We start from the raw sequence: 26,348 nt of genomic DNA, 5'->3' as shown, positions 1-26,348 counted from the left end.
AAGAAATAAAATATCCGACGATATTTTATCCTTTATCTGATATATTACCTAAGAACTGGGGTAGCTGGATTCGAACCAACGCATGAGGGAGTCAAAGTCCCTTGCCTTACCGCTTGGCTATACCCCAATGATGAAATGGAGAGAGAGGGATTCGAACCCCCGAACCCGAAGGAGCGGATTTACAGTCCGCCGCGTTTAGCCTCTTCGCTATCTCTCCGACAATCAACGATATCAATTATATCATTAATCTAATAAAAGCGCAAGCCCTTATTTTCCTAAATTGTAGGTTTCAATCAAAGTTTCCACTGCTTTTTCAAGCTTTTTATATAAACTTTCAACATTGCCATTTTTGATAATGGCAAATTGACCGTCAAATTCGGCAATCTCGCCAATGACCTTTTTCCCTATAGAAAGGGTGTAGCCATCAAATTGATCAGCGCCAAGCTTCACCTTACTATCTGCAATCTGAATCTCAATTTTTTTATCTTTTTTACTCATTCTTCTACCTCTTTCAAGTTTCTATTTTACACAAAAATAGCAAAGCTGGCAAGTGATTTCCTCAATAAAAAGAGCCTCAAAGGGCTCTTGGGTTATTCATCTACTTTGACAATCCAACCTTCTGGGGCTTCCACATCACCAAATTGGATACCAGTCAGCTCATCGTAGAGTCTGCGGGTCACTGGCCCGACTTCTGTCTCGCTATAGAATACATGGAAGTCATCGCCGTGCTGGATTCCTCCAATTGGTGAGATAACTGCTGCCGTACCACAAGCTCCTGCTTCAACAAAGCGATCCAAGTTATCAATTGGAACATCACCTTCAATTGGCGTCAAGCCCAAGCGGTGCTCTGCCAAGTAAAGCAAAGAATATTTGGTAATGGACGGTAGAATGGAGGGACTTAGCGGAGTCACAAATTCATTGTTTGCTGTAATCCCAAAAAAGTTGGCTGATCCGACTTCTTCAATTTTGGTATGAGTTGACGGATCTAGGTAGATAACATCTGAAAAGTTACGAGACTTAGCCATCTTACCTGGTAGGAGACTAGCTGCGTAGTTACCACCCACCTTAGCTGCACCTGTACCGTGGGGAGCTGCTCGGTCATATTCGTCTTGGATCAAAAAGTTGGTTGGAACCAAACCACCCTTGAAGTAGTTTCCGACTGGCATAGCGAAAATGGTGAAAATATACTCTTCTGCTGGTTTTACCCCGATGATATCTCCGATACCAATCAAAAGCGGACGAAGGTAAAGAGTTCCCCCTGTTCCATATGGCGGTACATATTCTTCATTGGCGCGGACAACAGCCTTACACGCTTCCACAAACATTTCAGTTGAAACTTGTGGCATCAAGAGACGATCGCATGTGCGCTGCAGGCGCTTAGCATTTTCATCTGGACGGAAAAGCTGAATACTGCCATCCTTGGTACGATAAGCCTTCAGTCCCTCAAAAGCCTGCTGGCCATAGTGAAGACTTGGTGAAGACTCAGAAATATGCAGGGTCGCATCCTCTGTCAGCTTGCCTTCCTCCCACTGACCATTCCGATAATAAGCGATATAGCGATAGGGCAATTTCATATATGAAAAGCCAAGATTTTCCCAATCAAGATTTACTGTCATAGTCTCTTTCCTCTTTTCCTTATCTTTCAATTTATAGATACTCCCTATTGTACACCTTTTTCTGAAAAATTCAATCATTATTTTCAATTTTCTGAAAATTTATTTTTTAAAAAACCAGTTCGTATGAACTGGCTTGTTGATTACTTGATATAAGCTGAGAAGACTTCTTCGTCTGAAATAGAATCAGAAATGAAGCTACCGTTGCTGGTGCGCTCAGACAGGCTGAGGTCGGCCAGATTGATTTCATAGGCCGTTCCTTTATTAGAAAGCACCTGCAAAATCTGCTCCTCACTGGCTTCAGCTTCTGTTGTAAAGAGGTCAAAGTCTGCTGCTTCGTCATAGACTGGTCCAGCCGCAAAGACTCGATGTGGCTTGGTCTTAAGCTCTCTCAGAACTTGAAGACCGCGATTTGCTCGACTAGTAACAGGAATGTCTGCGACTGCCATACGCTTGAGCGAACCGCGCTGAGTCAGGATGTAAAGCGAGTCAGTATTGGCAATAAAGGCTGCTGCTAAGACATCGTCCTTCTTGAGGTTGATAGCTTTAACCCCAGCTGCCTTAGCTCCGATCACAGGAACTTCCTCAATATTGAAGCGAAGAGCATAGCCATTCTTGGTCACGAGCATAACATCATCCAGCTTAATCGGCGCCAGAGCAATGACCTGGTCGTCTTCATTTTTTAGTTTAGCAAACTTAAGGGACTTGGACTTATAGGTCCGCCAAGGACTGAATTCCTTGCGCTCTACACGCTTGATTTGGCCCAGCTTGGTCGCTGCAAAGTAGGTCCCCTCCTCAAAGCTGTCCAGCAGCTCTGTGTAGATAACCTCTTCTTTGGTATCAAAGTTGCTGATGGTCTGGCTGAGGTGTTCTCCGATTTCTTTCCAGCGGATGTCTGACAGCTCATGAACAGGCCGGTAAATGACATTTCCTAGACTCGTAAAAATCAGCAAATGCTGGGTCGTCTTGGCTGGGCTAACAAAAATCAGTCGGTCATCGTCACGTTTGCCCATCTCCTCTAGGGTTGAAGCAGAAAAAGAACGCGGACTGGTTCGCTTGATATAACCAGAACGAGTCACGCTGACATAGGTCTCTTCCTCAACAATCAGACTAGCTGTATCAATCTCGATGGCGTTTGCTGTATCTTGCAGCTCGCTGAGACGGGGATTTCCAAACTTCTTCTTGACATCGCGGAGCTCCCGCTTCATGAGGTTATACATGGTGCGCTCATCACCGATAATGGCAGCCAGCATGGCAATCCTCTCGCGGAGCTCTGCTTCTTCCTCTTCCAGAACCACTACGTCTGTATTGGTCAAACGGTAGAGTTGGAGAGTGACGATAGCCTCAGCCTGCTCCTCGGTGAAATCATAGCTGACTTTAAGATTTTCCTTGGCGTCTGCTTTGTTTTCGGAAGCACGAATCAGGGCAATCACCTCGTCCAAGATGGAAATAACCCGAATCAATCCTTCCACGATATGGAGCCGTTTCTCAGCCTTGGCCTTGTCAAACCGGCTGCGAGCCAGAATAATCTCCTTGCGGTGGGCAATATAGCTGGTTAAGATTGGCACAATCCCCACCAAACGCGGCGTGAAATTGTCAATAGCTACCATGTTGAAGTTATAATTGACCTGCAAGTCGGTGTACTTAAAAAGGTAGTTGAGAATCAGCTCGGTATTGGCGTCTTTCTTGAGTTCGATGGCAATGCGAAGACCGTCTCGGTCAGACTCGTCCCGCACCTCAGCAATGCCAGCCACCTTATTGTTGACCCGCACATCGTCAATCTTCTTGACCAAGACCGCTTTATTAATCTCGTAAGGAATCTCGGTGATGACGATTTGCTCTTTACCGCCCTTCAGCTTTTCAATCTCAGTTCTGGAGCGCACCACGACGCGACCTTTACCAGTCTCGTAGGCTTTCTTGATCTCATCACGACCTTGGACAATAGCTCCTGTCGGGAAGTCTGGACCAGGCAGAAACTCCATGAGTTTGTCCACCTTGGCAGACGGATGATCAATCATATAGATAACCGCGTCAATGACTTCGGCTAGATTATGAGGTGGAATATCAGTCGCATAACCAGCGGAAATCCCAGTTGCTCCATTGACCAAAAGATTAGGAAAGGCTGCCGGCAGAACGGTCGGCTCCTTCTCGGTATCGTCAAAGTTCCAAGCAAAAGGAACGGTATCTTTCTCGATATCCTGCAAAAGATAGCCAGCCATCTCAGACAGCCGCGCCTCAGTATAACGCATAGCCGCCGGTGGATCACCGTCCATGGAACCGTTGTTACCGTGCATCTCAACGAGAATCTCGCGGTTTTTCCAGTCCTGAGACATACGGACCATGGCATCGTAGATGGAGCTGTCACCGTGGGGGTGGAAATTCCCCATGATGTTCCCGACAGACTTGGCAGACTTGCGGTAGCCCTTGTCAAAGGTGTTGCCGTCCTTGTTCATCGAATAAAGAATACGGCGCTGAACAGGCTTCAAGCCATCGCGAATGTCCGGCAAGGCCCGCTCTTGAATAATGTATTTGGAGTAGCGACCAAAGCGCTCTCCCATGATGTCCTCAAGGGACATGTTTTGAATGTTACTCATAAGATACAAAGGGACGTTTCGGCAAGCCGAAAATTTCTGTAGAAAAATAGGAAATCGATGCAGGGTTCGATGAACACCAAGCGATTTATCTTTTTTCCTAAGAAATCAGTCCCGTGTTCAGTTACTATAAGTAACCAAACTATCCTTTCTGTAGTTTAATGTTTTAAATTACGTTCTTTATTTAGTCAGTGATTGGGAAGTCTTGCCTCAGCATACTCAATCATCTTCTCTGCAGTTTCATTGTCATAGTGGAAGCCGGTTTTGAGAGAGAAGGCTTGTGCTTCCTTGTGGAAAAAGTGCATGGTAGCTAAGAAAGACTTGGTGAAGCTTTTCTGATCAGAAAAGTCAAGCAAGGCTGCAAATTCTTTCTCTTTCTCGGCAGGCAAATACTGAAAGAGGTACTTGTAGTTCTTGCCAACATCGACCGTCCCCTTATCTGCTGCTACTTGCCAAGCTAAAAGCTTGAGCAATTCTTGCTGACAGATTCCATACAGATGATCTGTTGCATAGACCAGGTGGTTCCGATGAATGCCCTTTACCACATAAGCTGACACCCACCAGAATTCATTGCAGGATTTGTCAAAGTCAGTCGCACTGGCTAGTGCTGTCCAATAGCGCTTGGATGTCGGTGCATAAGGAGCAAAGAGTCCCTGCGGATCATCCAGCACCGTGAAATCCGCTTCGCTATCCACCCACTCTTTGATGTGCTCCTTAGGACAAAGGGTCAAATCTATCCGATTGCCATCTTCAAAGAGCATGAGATAGAGGCGGCGATGGTCAAGCACGTTATGCTGCTCGATGATGCGCTTGCTAAACCCTTCCAACCAAGCAAGGTCGGCCACCAGACCATCCAAATCCTCCACAATGTAGACCACATCATAGTCTTGAAACTCATCCTTGGGAGCCTTTGGATTTGTCCGTGAGCCGGACATGGCGACAGCATTGACTTGTAGCACTTTTGCGGTTTGCAAAATCACATCAAACATCTCGGGTTCAGTTCTCATGGGAATACCTGCCTTTTTAGTGGAGATTCTTGATTCTGTAGAGGGTATGTCTATAAAGGGGGCTGTCTGCTGGAACTTTTTCATTATCGAATTCTTTGACAAATTCCATGCCTAGCTTTTGCATGACTTTTTGCGAAGGGAGATTGAGCAAGGATGTAAAAGAGTAAACTTCTGACAAGCCAGCTTGCTGGAAAGCGAAGTCTAGACAGGCTTGGGCAGCCTCCGTCGCATAACCACGATTCCAAAACTCTTTTCGCAGACGCCAGCCGATTTCTACAGTTTCTTTTCCAGCAAAAATCCGTAAATCCGAATGGTGCAGACCTACCAAGCCGACAAACTCCTGACTGTCCTTTTCTTCAACAGCCCAAAGACTGTATCCATAAGCCTTAACTTCATCTTGAATGCCCTGATAAAGCCGCAAGGACTCCGCTTGACTATATGGCTTTGGGAAATACTGCATGACCTCCGGATCCTGATTCATAGCGATCAAAGCCGGCAAATCAGATTCCTGCAAGTCCCGTATAATGAGACAGTCTGTTTCAAAAATAGTCATCTAAATACTCCTCTGCCAACTTTCTTACCTCATAACTCCTCAGCTTTATATAGACTATAGCCTTCATAGTAGTAACTATGGTCTACGCCCTTCATGTAGAGGTTGCGGTTATGAATGTCCTTGGTGAGGGCTAGCTTGAGGACATGCTTGATTTCTGTGTCTCGAATGGGGCTACGCTCCATAGCTAGGAGGTAATCTTCCTTGTCCACGTGTGACCAGTCCACGACTTGCCCCAGCTCAGCCTTGAGTAGGTGATCCAGCCAAAGCCTCATGCTCCTACCATTCCCCTCGCGGAAAGGGTGGGCAATATTTAGCTCCACATACTTTTCGACAATCTGATCAAAGTTCTGCTGAGGCATGCGGTCTATATTTTCCAAGGAAGCTGCTAGATACATGACAGGCGCAAAGCGAAAATTTCCTTTTGCGAGATTGACTGTCCGGATCTGACCAGCGAAGTCATAGAGCTCTTCAAACAAGAAGCCATGAATAAAGGCCAGAGTCGCATAGGTGCCAGCTGCCTTATCGTCCAGAAGCTTCTCTTCAAAAAGCTCTTTCGCTCGGGTCTTACTGATTTTTTCTTCCACCTTGGCTAGTTCAAGCGAATCTGTCAGCCCCAGTTTATTGTCAAGCGTCATAAATACAGCTCCTTTCATTTAGATAGATTTTCTAAGCCCTGTTCCCACAGGTTTAAAACCTACTGTCTGATAAAATCCATCCGCTTCTGATATTAATTCAATGCGTGTCAAAGGATGTTTTTGATGAATTTCAGCGATCAATTCCCGTCCCAATCCTTTTCCGCGATAGGATTTATCAATGATAATCTCAGCTAAAAAGGTCGTCATGACTTCATCTGTCAAGTAGCGGGCAAAACCAAGGATTTTCTGGTTCTCTTCAACTACCACGTAATGAGACAGATTTGTTGAAAATAGTGATGTCACTTTTTCCTCTGTAAAAGACATCCATTTTTCATTTTGATAAAGGGCATAAATAGCTTGACAATCTTTTGTGCTTGCAGGTCTGATTATCATTTTCTAATCCTTTCAAATCCGATGCGACCACTAACAATTTTTCAACTCAAATTTAGTTATATTCTAGTTGCTCTCCGCCACTTCTTCTTTCACCTTCTTAGCAGGTTTGCGTTTTTGGTAGCGGCTGCGGATAGCATTGAGCTGGTCACGCAGGCTGGCAAAGTAGGCTTTGTCTGGGTAGGCGTAGGCATTGATTGCTGTGAAATCAACAAGAAACTCGTACAATTCTGTCAATTCAACACGCAAAGCCTTTGCTTGGCTAGGTGTTTTCCCAGCTTGCTCAGCCAAGCGCTCCTTGTAGACCTTCTCAAATTTTGCTTGGGCAGTTTTTAAGGTTCCGATATGTTCCGTCAAATTGAGTGTTTGTATGGAGGCTTGATAGTTGCTCTGTGCCAGCTGTTTCAAGAGGTGGTTAATACTTTCGGTTTCTTTTTCATAGCTGCTTGTGGTAATGCCCTTGTATTGCTTGAAAAGCGGGTTTAATTCTTCATAGGCAGTCTGAATAGCTGGAACTTTCACGCGAGAGAAGGCTTTGATAAAGGACAACAAAGTCACTAAAGCATCATCACGCTCACGGTCTGCTTTCTCCATGTTTTCGGTGAATTTTCCTGCACGAACGTTATGCAGACTTGCTTGGAATTTTTCCAACAAAAGCTCCATTCGGGAAGCCTTGCTGATATAGACTAATTCCGTTTTATTCGCTTTTGTAAAAGCATTGACAGCCTCAAGACTATCGCTCAGCAGTTGAAAGAAACTTTTTCCTTCCAATCGAGTCATATCTAAACTTGTAATCTTATATTTCATTTTTTCCTCCTAAAATTTCATTAAATTGTTTAATTTTATTTCGGTGGAAGTCTCCCACTTGGCAGAATGGATGTCGAATTTCCCGATCTTCTCCCTGTCAGCTAGGCAGCTCATCGGAATTTCCGAAGAGCCCGCTCACACCCTAGGGAGGTCGTCGGAATTTCCGACAAGCTCCCTGCCACTTAAAATAGATTGTCGGGTTATCCGATGAGGGGGGTAAAAATCTTCTTACGCCACCTACTCAGTCTGTACCCCCGAGTAACGCGACTGAAGTTCTTCTTCCAACCTACGTTCCAGACCTTGGTTGCGATAACTTTCGGCAACAATAATTTCGGGATTGGAAGTCACCCCCTCATCATCTGTAATTTGATAAGCAAAGCCGATAACCTTATCTTCGTATTCCATCAATAGACAAATCGAATTTGGATTTGCAAGTATATTTTCTATTTTTCCTCTAGTAAAATCCGTCTGCTGCTCTGCCTGATAAAAAGCGAATAGTTTGTTGATGTCAGAATCAGAAGAAGTAGCAGGGCGGAGTTCTATTTCATTTTCTATCACTACTCTTAGCATTTTTTCATTACTTAGTATCTTATCTTTAAATTCTTCACCACCTGAAAAGTAGATCCGTTTTAACTGTTCATAATCTGGTTTCTTCTTTAACAGTTCTTCGTAAAATAAAGACCTAGTTTTCACTTCATCTTTCTGAATATGTAGTTGAGTTATTGTACTTACCACTATTCCTGCAAAGAATAATGTTGAGAGAAAAGCAAGAAATTTATTGCTTGTATTCCAACCAAAAATATATGTCACAGCAGATATTATAACCAATATATTAGAGAGTCCATCATCAATTTCCTTATATAAATATTTTGGTATTTTCAAGATAAAAACAATATAAATCCAAGTTATTATTGAAGATAGAAGAATTGCTATACCAACAATAAGATTAACACGGTTTGGGTATTTGGAATCTAACAGCCACAGCAACCCATATATAGCAGAAGGAATTAGAGAAGATGTAACTGTAAAATATTTTAATTTTTTTATTGAAAGTCCAGAAAATGATATTGATACAACTCCCAATGTAATTATAGAATTGATGAAACATAATATTAAAAACAATGCCCAAAAAAAGATAATATAATCCCTTAAAACTAGTGACTCTTTTGGTGGTTCAAAACAATTAGCAGTTATAATAAATGCAAAAAAACTAAACACTAGTAATAAATAAACCCAACCTTTTTTATGGTTTATATTTTCTAATCTTATTTTCCAATCTTCCGAGTAATCAGTTATTTTTAATTTAGTTAAATTCTCTATATCCTTTTTATTTTGTTTGTATTTATCTTCAGTAATTTTCTCTATCTTATTTCCCATTAAAACACCCCGCTTTCTTCCAAAGTAAACTTGACATTATCCTCGATCCACTTGCGGCGCGGTTCGACCTTGTCGCCCATGAGGACATTGACACGGCGTTCGGCGCGGGCCAGGTCTTCGATGGTGACACGAATGAGGGTGCGGGTTTCAGGATTCATAGTGGTCTCCCAGAGCTGGTCGGCGTTCATTTCACCGAGCCCCTTGTAGCGCTGAAGCATAGCCCCCTTGCCAAACTTGCGGCGCAGGTCATCCAGCTCGCCATCGGTCCAGGCATACTCGACGACTTCGCTCTTGCCCTTGCCCTTGGACATCTTGTAGAGAGGTGGCAAGGCGATATAGACGCGGCCAGCCTCGACTAGCGGGCGCATATAGCGATAGAAAAAGGTCAGCAGCAAGGTTTGGATATGGGCACCGTCGGTGTCCGCATCAGTCATGATGATAATCTTGTCATAGTTGGCATCCTCAAGGGTAAAGTCTGTACCAACACCCGCTCCAATCGTGTAGATCATGGTGTTGATTTCTTCGTTCTTGAGAATGTCAGACATCTTAGCCTTGGCAGTATTGATAACCTTACCGCGCAGGGGCAGGATGGCTTGGAACTTACGGTCACGGCCTTGCTTGGCAGAGCCGCCGGCAGAGTCACCCTCGACCAGATAGAGTTCGTTCTTGGCTGGGTTCTTGGACTGAGCTGGAGTCAGCTTACCAGAGAGCAAGCCCTTGTCTTTCTTATTCTTCTTGCCGTTCCGGCTTTCGTCACGCGCCTTTCGAGCAGCTTCACGAGCATCACGAGCCTTGATAGCCTTGCGAATGAGATTGGACGCCAATTCGCCATTTTCCATGAGGAAGAAAGTTAATTTTTCAGCAACAATGCTATCCACAATTGGACGAGCTAGAGGACTGCCCAGCTTGTCCTTGGTCTGGCCTTCAAACTGGAGGTGTTCTTCTGGGACGAGGATGGAAAGAACTGCTGCCAGCCCTTCGCGGTAGTCCGAGCCTTCCAGATTCTTATCCTTGTCCTTGAGCAGACCGGTCTTTCTGGCATAGTCGTTCATAGCCTTGGTAATTGCGGTCTTGAGTCCCGTCTCGTGGGTACCGCCATCCTTGGTGCGGACGTTATTGACAAAGGACAGGATATTGTCCGAGTAGCCGTCGTTGTACTGCAGAGCCACCTGAACTTGGAAGCCGCTCTCCTCGCCCTCGAAATAGAGGACAGGCGTCAGGGTTTCCTTGTCTTCATTGAGATAGCTGACAAAGTCTTCAACCCCGTTTTCATAGTGAAACTCTACTTCTTCGCCAGTGCGAGCATCGGTCAGTGACAGACGGACATTCTTGAGCAGGAAGGCTGATTCCTTCAGCCGCTCTGTAATGGTGTTGTACTTAAAGTCCGTCGTTGAAAAAATCGTATCGTCCGGCATGAAGGTCACCTTGGTCCCAGACTTAGACTTAGGAGCTGTACCGATTTTCTTGAGCGTGGTGACTGGTTTTCCACCATTTTCAAAGCGCTGTTTGTAAATAGCTCCATCACGTGTGATTTCCACCTCTAGCCAGCTAGATAGGGCATTGACGACTGAGGAGCCTACACCATGGAGACCACCTGAAGTCTTATAGCCACCTTGACCAAACTTACCACCAGCATGGAGAACGGTGAAGATGACCTCTACTGTAGGTATTCCCATTGCATGCATACCAGTTGGCATTCCACGACCGTGGTCAGAAACAGTCAGACTACCATCTGCATTGATAGTCACATCGATCCGATCACCAAAGCCTGACAGGGCTTCATCGACTGCATTGTCGACAATTTCCCAAACTAGATGGTGAAGTCCAGCTCCATCGGTTGATCCGATATACATCCCTGGACGTTTGCGGACTGCATCCAACCCTTCTAATACCTGAATGGCATCATCGTTATAATTATTAATATTGATTTCCTTTTTTGACACAAGGAACCTCCTGCATGATTCATCCTTATTATCTTACAGGTTTTTGGTAAATTTTGCAAAGTTTTTTCTAAAAAATGGCCTTAAAAAGGCTGGTAGAATCTGGATTTTAAGTGATTTTGGAGAAAGGCAACCTAGCTACAAGCGTCAGACTAGACAATTCATTTAAAATATTCTTATCATAGTTCTTTGTCCAAGTTCCAAATCATGGTATAATAAAATCATGATGAACACGATAATTGGATTATTACTAGCATATTTACTGGGCTCCATCCCGACAGGTTTGTGGATTGGGCAGATTTTCTTTAAAAAGAACCTCCGCGAATACGGCAGTGGCAATACTGGCACGACCAATACTTTCCGGATTTTGGGTAAGACGGCCGGCACTGCCACCTTTGCCATTGACTTTTTCAAAGGTACACTGGCAACGTTGCTGCCACTTTTCCTACATATTGATGGGATTTCACCACTGATTTTTGGTCTCTTGGCCGTGATTGGCCATACCTTTCCAATCTTTGCTGGCTTTAAGGGTGGCAAAGCCGTAGCGACTAGTGCAGGAGCTGTTCTGGGCTTCTCACCCGCTTTCTTTGTCTATCTGATATTGGTCTTTGTGACAACCCTCTATCTGGGAAGTATGATTTCCCTCGCCAGTGTGATTTCTGCAAGCGTGGCTATCCTGTCTGTCTTGATTTTTCCTGCTTTAGGCTTTATCCTACCTAGCTATGATTTCCTCTTTACCCTGATTATCATTCTCTTAGCGGCTATTATCATCCTTCGCCATCGGGACAATATCCAGCGGATTCGAAATAAAACTGAAAACCTAATCCCTTGGGGCATTAACCTAACCAAGCAAAATCCAAAAAAATGAGAGTGGGACAGAAATCGGTAATTCGTTAGAATTCGATTTCGTCGTCCCACCTCCGCACAGTTGAGTAGGGCTGTAAATGCTGATGAAATCAGCGTAGTAGAGCCCACTCAACCACTGCGTCTTGCTCGACAATCCAAAAAAACAATTGAGAGGCTAGGACTTTTGTCCCAGCCTCATTTTTTAATCTTTTTGAGTTTTTTTCAGGCCTGCTGCACCCAGCATTCCGAATACCAAGCCAAACATAGAAAGAAGGAAAGGATTCTTGCTTCCTGTTTTCGGAAGAGTTCCTTGTTTGCTTGCTACTTCTGTCGGACGGACCTGTGCTGGAGCTTGATAAGTTGCCTTATTAGCTGCTGGCTGAGCTGTATTTGGCTTCTCAACAGAAGGTTCTTCTTGTGGTTTTGTCTCAGGCACAACCGGATGATTAGGCTGGCTTGGAACCACTGGATTGCTTGGTCTTGTTGGACCAGTTGGCGCTGTCGGATTAGTTGGATTGGTTGGATTTGCTGGGTTGCTTTGTCCAGGCTTAGAAGCGGCATCTTTTGGATCAGTACCCTGCTGGATTTCCTCGATATCTGTGTAACCATCTCCATCTGTATCCTTGCTAGCAGACATAGAAATCGTGCGAGAATTTGGATTGATTGCTGCATAAGCTGTCAAATCTGCACTTTCCAGATATTCTGCAAAGGCCACGTCCATAGATGGACCTTCCTCACGCGCACCACCTAGCATGGTATAACCATCACCACCAGCTGCTAGGAAGTCATTGGTTGTCAGGTAATAGGTCTTAGCCAAGTCAAGGGCTTCATAAGCACCTGTTTCTTTATTTTTGATTTCAATGCGAAGAATTCGTTTCTCTGCTGGCAGAGTTGTGTCATAGTAAACTTTAGCACCAGAAACTTGCAAGAAACCGCCGCTTGGCTCTAGCAATGGTTGGCCGTTTTCATCCAAGACAGGTTTCCCATCTTTTTCTTGCAGGATTGAGCCCAAAGATTTGGCAAACATATCTGCAATGTTCTGACCTGTTACCTTGATTTGTGAAATGGTATTTCCAAAAGGCAATACAGCGATGACATTTCCCTTTGTGATTGGCTTGTCTTTGGCAATGGTTTCCCGTAGGCCGCCACCGTTGGTCACAGCCAAGTCTGTTTTGTTGGCAAAGCCTGTTTGGCCGTATTTATAAAGGGCATCTGCCACCACATTTCCCAGATTGGTTTCTCGAACGCGAACATTTTCACGGTCCCCGTTAAGCTCAACAGGGCTCTTGGCTACGATTACCTTGGCATTTTCTGCATCGTATTTTTCCTTAATCTTCTTAACCATCTCTGCTACAACTGGGTCTGGACTAGCTTTTTTAGCTGTTGCAGCTGGGATTTGTTGAGGATCGCCCAGAAGTTGGTTGGCCTTAAAAGTAACTTTACCGATATTATGCAAATAACTACCAGTCTGATTGTAGGTCACATTTTCACCGTAAGTAGTGGACTCTACTGTGTGAGAATGGCCGTCAATCACTGTAACCCGCTTGCCCTTCAGCTTAGCATTTTTAGAAAGGGCCTCAGCCAAGGTAGATCCGCGCCATTCAACTGGTGTCGTAGTATCCACACCCAAGTGAGCCAGAACGACATAGTTTTTGTAAATCTTGCCTTCAGCTGCTGCACGCGCTTCAACTTCGTCAATCACCCGATTAACCTCTGTGATTGGATCCGCGAAAGTCACACCTTGAATATTTTTCGGGTGCGTTTTTGTAGCTGTCTCAGGAGTGGTCACCCCAATCACGACAAACTCATCACCTTCTACATTCTTATCCTTGTCCACAATAGTTGATGCTTGGAATACACGGGCATTGTTGGCATAGGTATTAGCGCTTAGAAGTGGGAAATTGAGGATTTCTTTGTATTTTTTGGCTTCATCCAAACCGAAGTCAAATTCATGGTTTCCGACCGCCATAGCATCATAGCCGATTTCATTGAGGATCTTCGCACGTTCTTCCCCTTTGGAGCTGTTAGAAATTGGCAGACCTTGGAAAGCATCTCCTGCATCTACGACCAGCGTTTGAGGATTTTTCGCACGTTCTTCCTTGATAACTGTTGCAAGTTTGGCATCACCGATAACACCTTTTTCTTCGACGATACGACCGTGCACATCGTTTGTATGAAGAATGGTAGCTTCAGGCAAGCTTGCGTCGGACGCTCCTGATACATCTTGAGCATTAGCTGCGATGGCCGCATTAACACTAGCTTCATCGGCAGAAACTCCACCTGCTTGCGCCAAATCCGTTTCAACCGGTTTTTGAGCTGGTTCGTTCACATTTGCCACAGCAGTTGCTGGCTGAACCTCATCCGCAGCAACTTGATGGTCCAAAAAGGCAGGTGCCAACAGAACCGTAGACAAAACAGGTAAAATAAGATGCTTCTTTTTCATAAATAAAAGCTCCAGTCTATGTTTTTTCTACTATTATACTGTTTTTATTGTAAAAAGGGAATGCCCTTTCAAAGAATCTTTCTTTTTAATACGAAAAACGTTCCAAAATAACATGGAACGTTGAATTTCTATGAATATATGCTAAGATTGGAAGACGATTTCTCCATCGCAGATTGTAAACTTCACTTGGCCTTTCAGCTTTTCACCAACGAAAGGTGAATTGCCCGCCTTGGAGGCAAAGTGATCAGTCACAAGTCTATCTGCTTTTGGGTCAAATATTGTCAAATCGGCTGGACCATCCTGAGCGATGAAGCCAGCATCAAAGCCATACAACTGAGCTGGATTGACTGTCATTTTTTCCAAAAGTTCCATCAAACTCAGATGACCAGCCTCAACAAGGTAGGTCAGACCTAGAGAAAGCGAAGTCTCAAGACCAGTCATACCAGAAGGCGCCTGCGTGATATCCGCTACATTTTTTTCGTCAGCATGATGTGGAGCATGGTCTGTCGCAATGACAGAAATGACACCAGACTTGAGCCCCTCGATAACCGCCAGACGGTCCGATTCTAAGCGCAGAGGCGGATTCATCTTAGCATTGCTGCCCTTGGTCAATAGCAGAGCTTCTGTTTTAGAGAAGTGTTGAGGTGCTGCTTCAGCGGTGACTTGAGCGCCTAGCTTCTGAGCGAATTCCACCACCTTTACACTCTCAGCCTTGGACAAATGCTGAATATGCACATGGGCCTTTGCATCATAAGCAATCATAACATCGCGGGCAACCATGCTGTACTCTGCCACACCTGTCGCGCCACAGATATGAAAATGCTCTTTAGCAATATGTTCATTGAAACCGAGGATGCCGTTGAGGTTGGGATCTTCCTCGTGCAAGCTGATAAAAGTATCGTTTTTACGTGCTTCGATCAGGGCTTGGCGGACAATGCCAGAGTTGGTCAGCGGAATACCATCATCTGAGAAGCCAACCGCACCAGCTGCCAAGAGACCTTGAAAATCTGTCAGATGCTGTCCATCAAAATTCTCTGTAATTGTTGCAACCGACTTGATATGGATATTTTCACGACTGGCTGACTCCAGCACTTCCTGCAGGGTTTCAACCGTAGAGATGGTCGGATTGGTATTGGCCATCATAACGACCGTTGTGAAGCCGCCCGCTGCTGCTGCCAAGGCTCCCGTGTGAATGTCTTCTTTATGAGTCTGGCCCGGCTCCCGGAAGTGAACGTGAATGTCGACCAGACCGGGGGCAACGACCAAACCACTAGCATCTAGGACTTGGGCATCAGCCGCTTCCAGATTTTGGCCGATTTTGACAATTTTCTTGCCCTCCACCAGCACATCGCACACTTGATCCAGACCAGACTTAGGATCCATTACACGGCCATTCTTGATTAGTAGCATTTTGTATCTCCTTTATTCGTAAAAATCGACCTGCGTGTCGAGCAGTTTATCACCATCATAAACAAATTTGGCTGAAAAGAAAGGCTTGTCTTCTAAAAGCCACTCAACAAAGGTATGATCGCCTTCCCAAGTCGGCTTTGAAAGAACTTGATCGTAAGGCACCCATTCCAGCGTCCCTTCATTGCAATCAATCAACTCTCCTTCAAACTCCGTCACCTTGAAGACATAGGTGTACCAGTCCAAGTCGGGAGTGAATTCTGGAAAAGTAATAACACCTTTTAGGACAGGCTTGGCCTTTAGTCCTGTTTCCTCTAGAATCTCGCGTGCCGCGCATTCCTGCGGGGTTTCTCCACGCTCTAGCTTGCCGCCGACACCAATCCACTTCCCAGCATGAACATCATTTGGCTTTTTGTTGCGGTGCAGCATGAGAAATTCCCGCCCATTATCAATATAACAAATCGTTGCTAACTGAACCATACTACCTCCTATGCTAACCAATCAATTGGCTCCAAGCCCTTAGCCACTAAGAAATCATTGGTCCGTGAAAAGGGTTTGCTGCCAAAGAAACCACGATACGCAGACAGCGGACTTGGGTGAGCCGACTCGATAATCAAATGTTGGGAATTGCTAATCAGGGCTTTTTTCTTGCGAGCGTAAGACCCCCATAGGATAAAGACAACTGGATCAGTCTTCTCATTGACGACCTTGATAATAGCATCTGTAAAAGGCTCCCAGATTAAGCCGGCATGCGCATTAGCCTGACCAGCAGGCACTGTCAGACCGGCATTGAGCAAAAGAACCCCTTGCTGAGCCCAGGAAGTCAGATCATGCGACTCCTTCACTCCGATATCATCCGCCAGTTCTTTGAGAATATTCTGCAAAGAAGGCGGAGCCGGAATGTCATCAGGCACCGAAAAACTCAAGCCCTGTGCCTGTCTCCGTCCGTGGTAGGGATCCTGCCCCAAAATAACCACCTTAACATCCGCTAAATCCGTCGTCTGAATCGCATTAAACACCTTTTCCCTAGGTGGATAAATGGTCCCCGAAGCATACACCTCGTCTAAAAAATGATTGATTTTTGCAAAATAACCTTCCGGCAGCTGCTCCTTAATCAAAGCGTGCCAAGCTGAATGCTGCATATATGTCTCCTTTTTATTTTACATTCCATACCTATGGGCAACTAAGCTGACAAGTCTAGTTAGACCTTCTTTTCCCAAAATTTCATACGAGTCAAGTCGAGCGGATATTGAGTCAATCCCACAGCAGACAAAATCAAAATCTGTGGCAAAAACTGAATCAGATAACGGGTCTTCCCTCCTTCGAAAATTTGCAGAAAGAGGAGACCACCGAAAACTGCCAAGATCAAGAAATTCAAGGAATCATTTGGTCGGTATTTCCAAAGGGCAAAGACCAGCCCCAAAGCCATGACAATCCAAACTGCCTGCTTGAGCAGCGAATAAAATCGAAAACTATCCTTATCAGAATTGAGGAAAAAGTCACGGATAAACTGAGCAAATGCATTGTCTTTTGTGAATTCATAAAGCGGTGAAATATAAGGCGTCTTTTCATTTTCAACACTGCGATAGAGCCAACCCAAATTCCCTTCAGCAACCGTTAAAGAGTGTTTATAATACAGGTGTTGTAGAAAGGTCAGCGGGGTGTATTCTTTCAGACGGCGCTTGATTTCTTTGATGACATTTTCCTTGGCAAACATGCCGTTATTGTAGTCAGCCCGCTTGTCAGGTTCCACGTATTGCAAAAGCCCTTCCTTCATGTCTTCCTGATCGTGACCGATATTGGTTAGGCCCAGATTGATGAAAAGCAGTGGCCCTTTGGCCAGTCCTTCACCTTGGATGATCGGCACTTCTGTCTGGTGAGCCAGACCATAATGAAGTGGAAGGTAACCCACTGAAAAGCTTAAAGTAAAGACCGCAGCAGTCAAGAAAAACTTTTGCCAGTTTTGTCTCAAAAACAAAACTCCAAAAACAGCAATCAACAAAATCATCACTGTCGGACGAATCAAAAAGGCAAGACTGGTCAGAATCCCTAATATAAGACTTCTAGCAATGATTTGGCGACTATTCCCCTTATTTTCCAACAGACTCAGAGCCAGAAAAATCTGTAGACTAATCAAAGGCAAGGGAGGGATGTCCGTGTACATAGACATATAGTAAGGCGAAAATCCGACCAAGGCCACATAAAGGCTAAAAACCGCATCTGCCGTAGCCTGCGAAAAGTATCGCTGACAGCCTTTGTAGAGGATCCAAGACGCAATATTGACGTAAAAAAGATTGAGTCCCTGCATAATCCAGAGAGCTGCTTCGCCAAAAAGGTTAAAGAAAAAACGCTCATAGAGAAAGAGGGGCAGATTATTAGGATTGCGCGTCAGGTAGCTGGAAATAGATGACTCCTTCAGGTACTTGAAAGCCCCTGTAAAAACCACCGCTGCATCCCGTCGAATCAAAAGCTCAGCCGATAGGAGCATGATGAGCTGAAAAAGGAGAGCTGCTAAAGCAATGGCAAGCTTGTGCCTCATGAGAAAATGATAAGACTCCTTGAGCTGAAGCCAATAGCGACCTGCTAGAAAAGCCAAGACTCCAAACAAAATCAGAGCCAAGCTACTTAACTGCGACACATGAAAAATAGCTGTAAACAGCCAATGAAGACTCAATACCAGCATGATTTTTTGTAGAATCAAAAAAGTGATATGATAAATCTTAGACATGGCTTTATTATAACAAAATCAGGCACTTTTTGCTATTTTAAAAAGTGGGCAGAGGCCAAGTAAATCCTAAAAAGGAGACAGGAACATGCTAGTCCCGCCTCCTCGTACCTTCTTAATTTTGCCAGTTTTCTTGATCATCTTTGAACTTCTTCAGCAAAGTCAATCCTTCTGCATTGATGTATCCTTCTTGCTCAGCCAAGTGGATAAGCTCTGTGTAGTTTGACAAGGTCACCAATTTCACACCTGCATCCGCAAAGTTCTTATCCGCCTTCGGTAATTCGTAGGTGAAAATGGCTGCAGCACCGATCACATCCGCTCCTTCACGCTTGGCTGCCGCAATAGCATCCAAAACAGAGCCACCGGTGGAAATCAAATCTTCAATTACAACCATCTTTTGACCAGGAGCTACCCGACCTTCAATTTGATTGCCCGCCCCGTGATCTTTTGGTTTACTGCGGATATAAGCAAAAGGCAGATTCATCTTGTCGGCAATGATAGCACCGTGAGGAATACCCGCTGTTGCCGTGCCCGCAATCACTTCCACATCTGGAAATTCCGCACGGATTTTTTCGACAAAGCCATTTTCAATCAAAGTCCGAGTTTCTGGGTAGGCCAAAGTTACTCGGTTATCTGTATAAATCGGTGATTTAATCCCAGAAGCCCAAGTAAAAGGCTCCTCTGGTTTCAAGTAAACCGCTTTGATTTTCAACAAGTCGCGTGCAATTTCGTTGGCTAAAGTCATTTTTCACTCCTTATAAATCTGTTATTCGTTTCATTTAAAATTCTTATTTAGCTATTCCACTGTTTCTTAATCTCGTGATAGGCATCCCAAGGATTCTCAGCCTGAATAATCGGACGACCAACCACAATATAATTGCTGCCAATCTGGTGGGCTTCCTGCGGCGTCATAACCCGCTTTTGGTCACCAATTTCAGCACCTGCTGGCCGGATACCCGGTGTCACGCAAAGAAAATCGTCCGCCGTAGCTTCCTTAATCAGCTCAACTTCCAAGGCTGAACAAACAACTCCATCCAGCCCAGCTTCCTTAGCCTTGCGGGCATAATTAACAACCGACTCCTGCACAGTTGTTTGGATATTTTGGCAGTCGCGCATATCTTCTTCACTGGTCGAAGTCAACTGGGTCACCGCTACTAGCTTCGCATTGTCACCGAGAACTTTTTTGGCCTCCCGCATCATCTCAACGCCACCAGCCGCATGAACCGTCACCATATCAACCCCAAATGTTCCCAAAACAGACATAGCTGAACGCACGGTATTAGGGATGTCGTGCAATTTCAAATCGAGGAAAATACTATGTCCCAAACCTTTCAGATAATGCACAATTTCTGGACCAATGGCATAAAAGAATTCCATGCCGATCTTGACGTACAGTTTTTCATCTTCAGGAAAATGCTCCAGAAAGTTTTTGACATCATCAAAAGATGGAAAGTCTAGGGCGATAATAGGACGTTCTTCACGCATACGGTTCTTCTCCTTGCTTTTTACTTACTATAATCGTAGAAAAAACCTTGCCCGAGAGCAAGGTTACACGAAAATGTGGCAGAATCTGCCATTTTAAACGTATGCGCCTTAGAGCCTCTCTGGACTTCTTTAAAGGTTTTATCTTAAACATTCTATAATTTACTAGGAAGTTTGTCAAGAGAAAATAGAGCTCAAAGCAAATTTTCTCTGACTTCTTTTCTCAAGCTTTCTAGGCTTTCAATGCCGTATTTATCCATAACTTGCGGCAAGTTTTCTATAATGTTAGGGCAGGCATACGGATCGGTAAAATTCGCCGTCCCGACTCCGATAGCTGATGCACCGGCGATAAACATCTCTAGCGCTGCCTCTGCCGAGTCAACTCCTCCCATGCCGATGATTGGTAGTTTGGTGAACTGAGCGACCTGACGAATCAGCTTGAGTGCTACAGGAAAGACAGCTGGACCAGACATGCCACCTGTTCCATTAGCAATGATCGGCCGCTTCGTTTTCAGATCGAAACGCATTCCCACCAAGGTATTGATCATGGTCAGACCGCTCGCACCCGCATCTTCTGCCGCCTTGGCCACTTGGGTAATGTCTGCTACACTAGGAGTCAATTTGACATAGACTGGAACTTGAGAGGCAGCAACTGCTGCTTTTACCGCTTCATAGGCTAGCTCAGGGACTTGTCCGATTAAAAGCCCCGCATTGCCATGGTCCACATTGGGGCAGGAAATATTGAGCTCAATGGCCTTGACATTGGGAGCTTGAGAGATTTTTCCAGATACATAAGCATATTCTTCGTTGGAAAAACCAGCCACATTGGCAATAATCGGCAAGTCTGGATAGTGCTGAGCCAGCCAAGGAAGTTTTTCAGCCAAAACGGCATCGACACCTGGGTTTTGGAGGCCGATAGCATTGAGCATGCCAGCTGGCGTCTCAGCCACACGGGGCGTTGGATTGCCAAAGCGAGGATGTTGCGTCGTCGCCTTGATCATGATAGAGCCCAGTAGATCCAAATCATAGTATTTGGCATATTCTTGGCCAAAGCCAAAACAGCCTGAAGCTGGAATGATTGGATTTTTCAGCTCTAATCCTGGCAAAGAAATTTTCAAACGATTTTCAGTCATTTCCTTATCCTCCTAAAGCACGATAGTCCCAGTCTCAAAAACTGGACCGTCTTCGCAAACTCGCTTATTGACCGCCTCATCCTGACCTGCTACATGAACGACGCAGGCATAGCAGGCGCCCATGCCACAAGCCATGCGAGACTCCATCGATAGATAGGCATGGGGATGATCGTGAAATTTCCGATCCACATACTGGAGCATACCGGGCGCCCCACAAGAATAGACCGCAGCAAAATCCTCAGTCAGCTCATCGACAATGCTTGATACATAGCCTTTTCGTCCATAACTGCCATCATCTGTAGTGATAAACAACTGACTACACTCACGAAATTCTTCTTCCAAAATAACCGCAGATTGATTGGCAAAGCCTAATACTGCTGTAACGTGGGCACCTTTAGCATGCAGTTCTTTGGCCGTTTGCAAGAGAGGAGGCACACCGATACCACCTCCGATAATCAAGACCTTGTCGCTCTTTGCTACTGGAGACAAATCAAAGCCATTTCCCTGAGGCCCCATAACATCAAGAAAAGACCCAACTGGAAGTTGAGAAAAAATAGCTGTCCCGCCACCTTCGACCCGATAAATAATCCGGCATATCTGTTGCTCTCGGTCAATCTCCGATATGGAAATGGGACGCCGCAACAGCTTGCTATCATCTGGCACTCGGATATGCAGGAATTGCCCGACCTGCATCTGTCTCACCATCTGGCCTCTCAGACGCATCGAAAAAATCTGAGGCGCAATTTCTACTTGCTCCAGCAGCTCCATTTGCTCCAGCATAATCTTGCCAAATCTCTTTTTACAACTGTCACTAACCATGACAACCTCACTTTCTACAAGAAAAAACCTCGCCGCAGCAAGGTTTCGCAAAAAACAAGGCAGTCAAATTGCCCCTTATACCGTTTTTCCTACCTTGCAGCCTCACTGGACTTGATTAAAGGTTGAATTTAAAATATTTTACAACTTAAACAGTGTTTTGTCAATGCTAATATGATAAAATAGACCTATGAGAATTCAACAATTACACTACATTATCAAAATCGTCGAGACCGGCAGCATGAACGAGGCTGCCAAGCAACTTTTTATCACCCAGCCTAGCTTGTCCAACGCTGTGCGAGATTTGGAAAATGAAATGGGAATCGAGATTTTCATTCGTAATCCCAAAGGAATCACCTTGACCAAGGACGGCATGGAGTTTCTTTCCTATGCCCGCCAAGTGGTGGAGCAGACTCAGCTTCTAGAAGAGCGATACAAAAATCCTGTCGCCCACCGCGAGCTTTTTAGCGTCTCTGCCCAGCACTATGCCTTTGTAGTCAACGCCTTTGTTTCCCTGCTTAAAAAAAGCGACATGGAGAAATACGAGCTCTTTCTGCGGGAAACTCGGACTTGGGAAATCATTGATGATGTGAAGAACTTCCGCAGCGAGATCGGTGTCCTCTTCCTCAATAGTTACAACCGTGATGTCCTCTCTAAAATGTTGGATGATAGCCATCTGATTGCGACTCATCTCTTCACAGCACAGCCCCATATCTTTGTCAGCAAGTCCAATCCGCTGGCCAAGAAAAAGCTGGTACAACTGTCGGACTTAGAGGATTTCCCTTATCTCAGCTATGACCAAGGTACTCACAACTCCTTCTACTTTTCTGAGGAAATTCTCTCTCAAGAGCACCATAAAAAGTCCATCGTCGTCAGCGACCGCGCGACCCTCTTTAACCTTTTGATTGGTCTGGATGGCTACACAATTGCGACCGGTATTCTCAACAGCAACCTCAATGGCGACAATATCGTCTCCATCCCTCTGGATATCGATGACCCAATCGAGCTGGTCTATATCCAGCACGAAAAAGCCAGCCTGTCCAAGATGGGCGAGCGCTTTATCGAGTATCTGATTGAGGAAGTACAGTTTGATAAGTAAAGCAAAACACCTAGAAGCAGGCAGCTTACTGCAGGATCTAGGTGTTTTTTCTATTTTTGAGACTTGGTTTTCCTATCAGGTTTATCAGATTGGGGAAGGCGTTAGGGAAGGTTGGGAGTCTATTTAATACAGCTGATTAACTCTCGATTCTTTATATCATAATAATTAAAATATTTCTGATATAAAGAGGCATCTATATCAGAATATGCGGCTATGACCAACTCTTTCAATCCTTTCACTAATTCATCCAATTCCTCTTGCTCCACTGAAATCTCAGCTAGGCCATGAGCAACTTTATTCCTTTGAGTATTTACAGCTATAATTTTTGAAATTGGAGTTTTAAATTCAGAATATTCATGATGATATTCTAGATAATCAATTGATTCAAAAATATTGAAATCCTTAATTTTTTTATCATTAAATTTTTTTATATCTGGATATTTTATTTTTATCACAGATTTTAAGACAAACTCCGCAAAGGATTTTGCCTTGACTAACACATCAGTCACTTGACCTTTACGGTTTAGAATATCAATCATCAGATAATAATTTAAAACTTTTTGAAACTCATCTGTGTTATTATATGTCAAATTAAAATCCGCTGCAAGCTCTTCAAGAACTCTCTGTTTTTGAAAAACACTAATCATGTTTTCTAATATATTTTTTGAATTTTCGTGATCTTGTTTATCAGAAATGATATCAGGATTTTTCTTTAAAATCTCTAATGCTGCCTTATATTCATACTTCAAAATGAAATCTTTATAAGTCCGCTGTAGTAAATTATTTTTGAACTTCTCTCCTTTTTCAATCCCCAACTGACGATTGTCTTTACTATCTAAGGCTTGTTTTTCCAAAAAATATTTAAAAGTATCTGTTTCAAACCAAGGAGCTCCTTGATTTGATTGATTTGTCTTCTCACTTCTTGGAGAATTCACCCGAGCAAGCCTTGTGTTATAATCCTTGACAAAATTGATAGCATACATAGCAGCCTGACACTGGGGAGTTCCACTCGTCACATTTAAAATATAATCTCCATGTGACATATCCTCTTCATCAAGGATTTCTTCCACGAATTTATACATTGTGTCGAACTCATGAACTCCTTCTTTTACATATTTATTCTGTATCTCAGGAACTTTTTTTCCATCGTAAACAGCTTTAACAGCTGCTTCAAAGTTTTCCTGTTTTACCTTCATCTCATCACTATATATCACAATAATTTTGTCAGGTAATTCATTTTTTATAATAAAAAGAGCAGCACCATCTGATATCTTTAATCCATAGCCATCTTTTTCATAATTTTCAACTGAATCTAAAGTTAATTCCTGTCCGAATTCAGGTCTAAATCTTTTTTTACGACCATCTGCATTATCTTGTTTTGTATCCACAAATTCTACACCAATCGGATCATACTGACTGATAAATGTGATTAATGTCTTCATCTTGTAGCTACCTCCGTAATCGTAAAACAGGTTTTGCCCATTTCATAGAAATTTTGAGTATTATTTATCAAACTTTTTTCACCTTTAGTAGTTTTTATAACTTGCTGGGGTGCCTTTGTCAATTTTAGAGCCCCTCGTCCAGACATTTTCTCATGTCGTTGTTGAACTTCGCCATCCGCCTGCCTAAAAACTGTTTTGGTCCAAGCACCACTTCCACCACCTAGATAGAGGGGATAGGGTTCATTGTTCTGAATTAAATGATTAGGAAATTTCTTTAGAAAGAAATCTTCGTAGCCTTCATAGGCTTCATCTTCTGTCACTCCAAAGTAAAATTTTTGTGCATATTCTCCAAGAGAAGCAACGAGCTCGCCGGCTCTTCCACCTTTAAAACCTGAAGCGGTAATGATTTCAAATTCCATCTTAGTTCCAGGTCTCAGAGCTTCACGATAGATACTTAGTGAATGCGGCTTTGTATCTTTATCTGGACTAAAATCCCACTTTTGAACAAGAATTAAATCATCATTTGTCAGAGGCTGACTATCTGAGACACGAATTTCATTAAAAATATCATCAAAAGGTTTTATTTTTTCATGTCTCTGTCGTCTAGTTGGTCCCCAAGGAATCGCTTTCTTATTTTCAACGATTTTGCCTTTTTTTTCCTGCTTAAAATTCGTTGAGTGCCAATGCGTATTCATCAAAATAGTGCGAATAGCACCTTTAAGAGAGCTGCTCGGGATATAAGGGTTACCGTAACAATCTCTCATAAATTGATGAACACCATTGATTTCTCCTGGATCTGTCGTTTCCTGATTTCGGGTTACATAGTCTCCTTTAGGTTTTTCAAGTCCTGTTGCTTTAAGTCTATAACCCCCAAAATCACGTTTTGTTATGCCATGCTCAGCTAGAAAATCACTTATTCGATTAGTTTTATTATCCGAGTCAATTAAGAATTTTTCAAATTTTTCATTAATTCCTTGTTTGATAAGTTCGTCATAAAGCAGCGTCATATCTGGAAAATAATATTCGTCCCCTTCAAGGATATACTCACGAGCGGTACGAAGCTGACCACTCCCAATATGCACTGGTCCCAATGTACACAGGGTCAACTTGAATTTCCTATATTCTGTCTTCATTTGGATTCCTCCAATATATAAAATAAGGGTTTAGCATAATGCCAGACTGGATGAGGAAACTCATTACTTGGCCTGACATCACAGATTTGACCATTATACGTTTTGGAAAAGGTTGAACCTGCCTTAAAAGTGTACAGATTCTGCTTACGATAATTAGACTCCATTGCCTCACTAAATGCAAAGCCACTTCCCTTTTTCAGTAAGTATCGCCCCTCATTCATTGCAACTTCCAAATCACTATCTACCGGCAAGGAAGTTGTCAAAGTCATGACTTTGCCTGTATGGTTAACAGTTAATTTTTCCAAAAAATCCAGTGGCTGGGCAACAGTTTTATCCAGAGTAAAACCACCGTAACCACTGCTGCGCTTTCCTCCGATACCACTGAACTGAAGACTTTCCAATAAACGATCCAACAATTCAGATTGATTGGCGATGAAAAACAGACTGCTTTTGTCAAAGTGAACTGAAGCAACTTGATAAAGATTCCCGTCTTGGAAGGGCTGGTTTTTTGTGTTAACTGATTTTGTAGCCAGATATTCACCGATGATACTATTTCCAGATAGAAAGCAGTCAAAATCCCCCAGCTTAATAAAAGCTAACTTTTTTGCTTTTTTGGCTTCTTCCCGCTGTTTGATAATATCTTCACTTCGGTTTACTTTATCTAATAATGGATATCCGATAGGCTTGGGGAGATAGGGGACTTCCTTATAGGGAAAAGCATCAGTCAGCACAAAATCCTCTTGTCGAGATAAGTCTTTAAATTCATCTAATACTCCCACCTTAATGGCTTCAAGCACTAAGGCGGAGTAAAGACGGGCTGCCGTGAAAGTCATGACCGAATCATCCAAATGACCTTCGCCAAAATGCGCAGACTTAAAATCTAATTTATAGAGTTGATAGGTCATAGCA

25 protein-coding genes and 2 tRNA genes are annotated in these 26,348 nt (G+C 43.8%); 3 read left to right on the top strand and 24 right to left on the bottom strand.

The annotated features are described in order from the left end of the window. Window positions 1-55: 55 nt before the first annotated feature. From D8872_RS02810 to parE, 12 genes are all read right to left on the bottom strand, one after another. Window positions 56-127: transfer RNA gene (locus tag D8872_RS02810), tRNA-Gln, on the bottom strand. Between the two features lie 9 nt (window positions 128-136). Continuing rightward, a tRNA-Tyr gene (locus D8872_RS02805) sits at window positions 137-217 on the bottom strand. Between the two features lie 50 nt (window positions 218-267). After that, window positions 268-498, bottom strand: coding sequence for a DUF2969 domain-containing protein (locus D8872_RS02800; RefSeq protein WP_045496652.1), 231 nt, complete (start codon window positions 496-498; stop codon window positions 268-270). Between the two features lie 92 nt (window positions 499-590). Next, a complete protein-coding gene (locus D8872_RS02795) occupies window positions 591-1,694 on the bottom strand; it encodes a branched-chain amino acid aminotransferase (protein ID WP_125389868.1) in 1,104 nt (367 codons plus the stop codon). A gap of 62 nt (window positions 1,695-1,756) precedes the next feature. Beyond that, the gene (parC, locus tag D8872_RS02790; protein WP_125389867.1) at window positions 1,757-4,207 is read right to left on the bottom strand and encodes a DNA topoisomerase IV subunit A; all 2,451 of its coding nucleotides are present in this window, start codon (window positions 4,205-4,207) and stop codon (window positions 1,757-1,759) included. A 185-nt stretch (window positions 4,208-4,392) separates the two neighbouring features. Beyond that, window positions 4,393-5,211 (bottom strand): aminoglycoside 6-adenylyltransferase, encoded by an 819-nt coding sequence (locus D8872_RS02785; RefSeq protein WP_125389866.1) that lies wholly within the window; start codon window positions 5,209-5,211, stop codon window positions 4,393-4,395. A gap of 16 nt (window positions 5,212-5,227) precedes the next feature. Further along, window positions 5,228-5,764, bottom strand: coding sequence for a GNAT family N-acetyltransferase (locus D8872_RS02780; protein ID WP_125389865.1), 537 nt, complete (start codon window positions 5,762-5,764; stop codon window positions 5,228-5,230). A gap of 29 nt (window positions 5,765-5,793) precedes the next feature. Further along, window positions 5,794-6,399: a protein adenylyltransferase Fic gene (gene fic, locus D8872_RS02775; protein WP_125389864.1), complete on the bottom strand. Its 606-nt coding sequence runs from the start codon at window positions 6,397-6,399 to the stop codon at window positions 5,794-5,796. A gap of 18 nt (window positions 6,400-6,417) precedes the next feature. Beyond that, a complete protein-coding gene (locus D8872_RS02770) occupies window positions 6,418-6,792 on the bottom strand; it encodes a GNAT family N-acetyltransferase (protein WP_125389863.1) in 375 nt (124 codons plus the stop codon). 63 nt (window positions 6,793-6,855) lie between these two features. Then, the gene (locus tag D8872_RS02765; protein WP_125389862.1) at window positions 6,856-7,596 is read right to left on the bottom strand and encodes a DUF6261 family protein; all 741 of its coding nucleotides are present in this window, start codon (window positions 7,594-7,596) and stop codon (window positions 6,856-6,858) included. Between the two features lie 237 nt (window positions 7,597-7,833). Next, entirely contained in the window at window positions 7,834-8,973 is a 1,140-nt protein-coding gene (locus D8872_RS02760) for a GNAT family N-acetyltransferase (RefSeq protein ID WP_125389861.1), read from the bottom strand. After that, complete coding sequence (parE, locus tag D8872_RS02755; protein ID WP_125389860.1) at window positions 8,973-10,916, bottom strand: DNA topoisomerase IV subunit B; 1,944 nt, start codon at window positions 10,914-10,916, stop codon at window positions 8,973-8,975. Before parE ends, D8872_RS02760 begins: the two co-directional genes overlap by 1 nt. 220 nt (window positions 10,917-11,136) lie before the next feature. Between parE and plsY the strand changes: the two genes are divergently transcribed. After that, on the top strand, window positions 11,137-11,781 hold the full coding sequence (gene plsY, locus D8872_RS02750; RefSeq protein ID WP_125389859.1) for a glycerol-3-phosphate 1-O-acyltransferase PlsY: 645 nt from the start codon (window positions 11,137-11,139) through the stop codon (window positions 11,779-11,781). Between the two features lie 180 nt (window positions 11,782-11,961). Here the strand turns inward: plsY and nt5e are convergent, their stop codons facing one another. The 9 genes from nt5e to D8872_RS02700 all read right to left on the bottom strand — a co-directional run bounded on the left by nt5e (window position 11,962) and on the right by D8872_RS02700 (window position 21,768). After that, a complete protein-coding gene (gene nt5e, locus D8872_RS02740) occupies window positions 11,962-14,202 on the bottom strand; it encodes a cell surface ecto-5'-nucleotidase Nt5e (protein ID WP_125389858.1) in 2,241 nt (746 codons plus the stop codon). Between the two features lie 141 nt (window positions 14,203-14,343). After that, window positions 14,344-15,612 carry a dihydroorotase gene (locus D8872_RS02735; protein ID WP_125389857.1) on the bottom strand — a complete coding sequence of 423 codons (1,269 nt, stop codon included), beginning with the start codon at window positions 15,610-15,612 and terminating at the stop codon, window positions 14,344-14,346. Window positions 15,613-15,624: 12 nt separating this feature from the next. Continuing rightward, window positions 15,625-16,089: an NUDIX hydrolase gene (locus tag D8872_RS02730; RefSeq protein ID WP_002904550.1), complete on the bottom strand. Its 465-nt coding sequence runs from the start codon at window positions 16,087-16,089 to the stop codon at window positions 15,625-15,627. An 8-nt stretch (window positions 16,090-16,097) separates the two neighbouring features. Next, window positions 16,098-16,751 carry a uracil-DNA glycosylase gene (locus D8872_RS02725; RefSeq protein ID WP_125389856.1) on the bottom strand — a complete coding sequence of 218 codons (654 nt, stop codon included), beginning with the start codon at window positions 16,749-16,751 and terminating at the stop codon, window positions 16,098-16,100. A 59-nt stretch (window positions 16,752-16,810) separates the two neighbouring features. Next, complete coding sequence (locus tag D8872_RS02720) at window positions 16,811-18,337, bottom strand: glycosyltransferase-like membrane protein (protein WP_125389855.1); 1,527 nt, start codon at window positions 18,335-18,337, stop codon at window positions 16,811-16,813. Window positions 18,338-18,449: 112 nt separating this feature from the next. Next, window positions 18,450-19,079 (bottom strand): orotate phosphoribosyltransferase, encoded by a 630-nt coding sequence (gene pyrE / locus D8872_RS02715; protein WP_125389854.1) that lies wholly within the window; start codon window positions 19,077-19,079, stop codon window positions 18,450-18,452. Between the two features lie 47 nt (window positions 19,080-19,126). Continuing rightward, a complete protein-coding gene (pyrF, locus tag D8872_RS02710) occupies window positions 19,127-19,819 on the bottom strand; it encodes an orotidine-5'-phosphate decarboxylase (protein WP_125389853.1) in 693 nt (230 codons plus the stop codon). Window positions 19,820-20,010: 191 nt separating this feature from the next. Then, window positions 20,011-20,949, bottom strand: coding sequence for a dihydroorotate dehydrogenase (locus D8872_RS02705; RefSeq protein WP_125388085.1), 939 nt, complete (start codon window positions 20,947-20,949; stop codon window positions 20,011-20,013). Between the two features lie 12 nt (window positions 20,950-20,961). Beyond that, entirely contained in the window at window positions 20,962-21,768 is an 807-nt protein-coding gene (locus D8872_RS02700) for a dihydroorotate dehydrogenase electron transfer subunit (protein ID WP_125389852.1), read from the bottom strand. A gap of 187 nt (window positions 21,769-21,955) precedes the next feature. On the opposite strand from D8872_RS02700, the gene D8872_RS02695 reads away from it, so the two are divergent. Continuing rightward, entirely contained in the window at window positions 21,956-22,864 is a 909-nt protein-coding gene (locus D8872_RS02695; protein WP_005589634.1) for a LysR family transcriptional regulator, read from the top strand. After that, window positions 22,854-22,991, top strand: a complete 138-nt coding sequence (locus D8872_RS10800) for a hypothetical protein (protein WP_179856158.1) — start codon at window positions 22,854-22,856, stop codon at window positions 22,989-22,991. The genes D8872_RS02695 and D8872_RS10800 overlap by 11 nt, the downstream gene beginning before the upstream one ends. On the opposite strand, the gene csm6 is transcribed toward D8872_RS10800, so the two are convergent. Genes csm6 through csm4 form a run of 3 tightly spaced genes read right to left on the bottom strand, consistent with a single transcriptional unit; the run spans window position 22,984 to window position 26,344 of the window. Beyond that, a complete protein-coding gene (csm6, locus tag D8872_RS02690; RefSeq protein ID WP_125389851.1) occupies window positions 22,984-24,306 on the bottom strand; it encodes a type III-A CRISPR-associated CARF protein Csm6 in 1,323 nt (440 codons plus the stop codon). The genes D8872_RS10800 and csm6 overlap by 8 nt on opposite strands. Beyond that, window positions 24,303-25,439, bottom strand: coding sequence for a type III-A CRISPR-associated RAMP protein Csm5 (csm5, locus tag D8872_RS02685; RefSeq protein ID WP_125389850.1), 1,137 nt, complete (start codon window positions 25,437-25,439; stop codon window positions 24,303-24,305). Before csm5 ends, csm6 begins: the two co-directional genes overlap by 4 nt. Then, entirely contained in the window at window positions 25,436-26,344 is a 909-nt protein-coding gene (gene csm4 / locus D8872_RS02680) for a type III-A CRISPR-associated RAMP protein Csm4 (RefSeq protein ID WP_125389849.1), read from the bottom strand. Before csm4 ends, csm5 begins: the two co-directional genes overlap by 4 nt. Window positions 26,345-26,348 lie beyond the last annotated feature (4 nt).

It is taken from the genome of Streptococcus cristatus (assembly GCF_003943815.1).
Classification (GTDB): Bacteria; Bacillota; Bacilli; order Lactobacillales; family Streptococcaceae; genus Streptococcus; species Streptococcus cristatus_F.
This window is presented reverse-complemented; position numbering and strand designations above follow the sequence as displayed.

What these genes read in the sequence shown, in the direction of transcription:
- D8872_RS02800 (WP_045496652.1), bottom strand. Translation starts at nt 498, where the DNA reads ATGAGTAAAAAAGATAAAAAAATTGAGATTCAGATTGCAGATAGTAAG.
- D8872_RS02795 (WP_125389868.1), bottom strand. Translation starts at nt 1,694, where the DNA reads ATGATTGAATTTTTCAGAAAAAGGTGTACAATAGGGAGTATCTATAAA.
- parC (WP_125389867.1), bottom strand. Translation starts at nt 4,207, where the DNA reads ATGAGTAACATTCAAAACATGTCCCTTGAGGACATCATGGGAGAGCGC.
- D8872_RS02785 (WP_125389866.1), bottom strand. Translation starts at nt 5,211, where the DNA reads ATGAGAACTGAACCCGAGATGTTTGATGTGATTTTGCAAACCGCAAAA.
- D8872_RS02780 (WP_125389865.1), bottom strand. Translation starts at nt 5,764, where the DNA reads ATGACTATTTTTGAAACAGACTGTCTCATTATACGGGACTTGCAGGAA.
- fic (WP_125389864.1), bottom strand. Translation starts at nt 6,399, where the DNA reads ATGACGCTTGACAATAAACTGGGGCTGACAGATTCGCTTGAACTAGCC.
- D8872_RS02770 (WP_125389863.1), bottom strand. Translation starts at nt 6,792, where the DNA reads ATGATAATCAGACCTGCAAGCACAAAAGATTGTCAAGCTATTTATGCC.
- D8872_RS02765 (WP_125389862.1), bottom strand. Translation starts at nt 7,596, where the DNA reads ATGAAATATAAGATTACAAGTTTAGATATGACTCGATTGGAAGGAAAA.
- D8872_RS02760 (WP_125389861.1), bottom strand. Translation starts at nt 8,973, where the DNA reads ATGGGAAATAAGATAGAGAAAATTACTGAAGATAAATACAAACAAAAT.
- plsY (WP_125389859.1), top strand. Translation starts at nt 11,137, where the DNA reads ATGATGAACACGATAATTGGATTATTACTAGCATATTTACTGGGCTCC.
- nt5e (WP_125389858.1), bottom strand. Translation starts at nt 14,202, where the DNA reads ATGAAAAAGAAGCATCTTATTTTACCTGTTTTGTCTACGGTTCTGTTG.
- D8872_RS02735 (WP_125389857.1), bottom strand. Translation starts at nt 15,612, where the DNA reads ATGCTACTAATCAAGAATGGCCGTGTAATGGATCCTAAGTCTGGTCTG.
- D8872_RS02730 (WP_002904550.1), bottom strand. Translation starts at nt 16,089, where the DNA reads ATGGTTCAGTTAGCAACGATTTGTTATATTGATAATGGGCGGGAATTT.
- D8872_RS02725 (WP_125389856.1), bottom strand. Translation starts at nt 16,751, where the DNA reads ATGCAGCATTCAGCTTGGCACGCTTTGATTAAGGAGCAGCTGCCGGAA.
- D8872_RS02720 (WP_125389855.1), bottom strand. Translation starts at nt 18,337, where the DNA reads ATGTCTAAGATTTATCATATCACTTTTTTGATTCTACAAAAAATCATG.
- pyrE (WP_125389854.1), bottom strand. Translation starts at nt 19,079, where the DNA reads ATGACTTTAGCCAACGAAATTGCACGCGACTTGTTGAAAATCAAAGCG.
- pyrF (WP_125389853.1), bottom strand. Translation starts at nt 19,819, where the DNA reads ATGCGTGAAGAACGTCCTATTATCGCCCTAGACTTTCCATCTTTTGAT.
- D8872_RS02705 (WP_125388085.1), bottom strand. Translation starts at nt 20,949, where the DNA reads ATGACTGAAAATCGTTTGAAAATTTCTTTGCCAGGATTAGAGCTGAAA.
- D8872_RS02700 (WP_125389852.1), bottom strand. Translation starts at nt 21,768, where the DNA reads ATGGTTAGTGACAGTTGTAAAAAGAGATTTGGCAAGATTATGCTGGAG.
- D8872_RS02695 (WP_005589634.1), top strand. Translation starts at nt 21,956, where the DNA reads ATGAGAATTCAACAATTACACTACATTATCAAAATCGTCGAGACCGGC.
- csm6 (WP_125389851.1), bottom strand. Translation starts at nt 24,306, where the DNA reads ATGAAGACATTAATCACATTTATCAGTCAGTATGATCCGATTGGTGTA.
- csm5 (WP_125389850.1), bottom strand. Translation starts at nt 25,439, where the DNA reads ATGAAGACAGAATATAGGAAATTCAAGTTGACCCTGTGTACATTGGGA.
- csm4 (WP_125389849.1), bottom strand. Translation starts at nt 26,344, where the DNA reads ATGACCTATCAACTCTATAAATTAGATTTTAAGTCTGCGCATTTTGGC.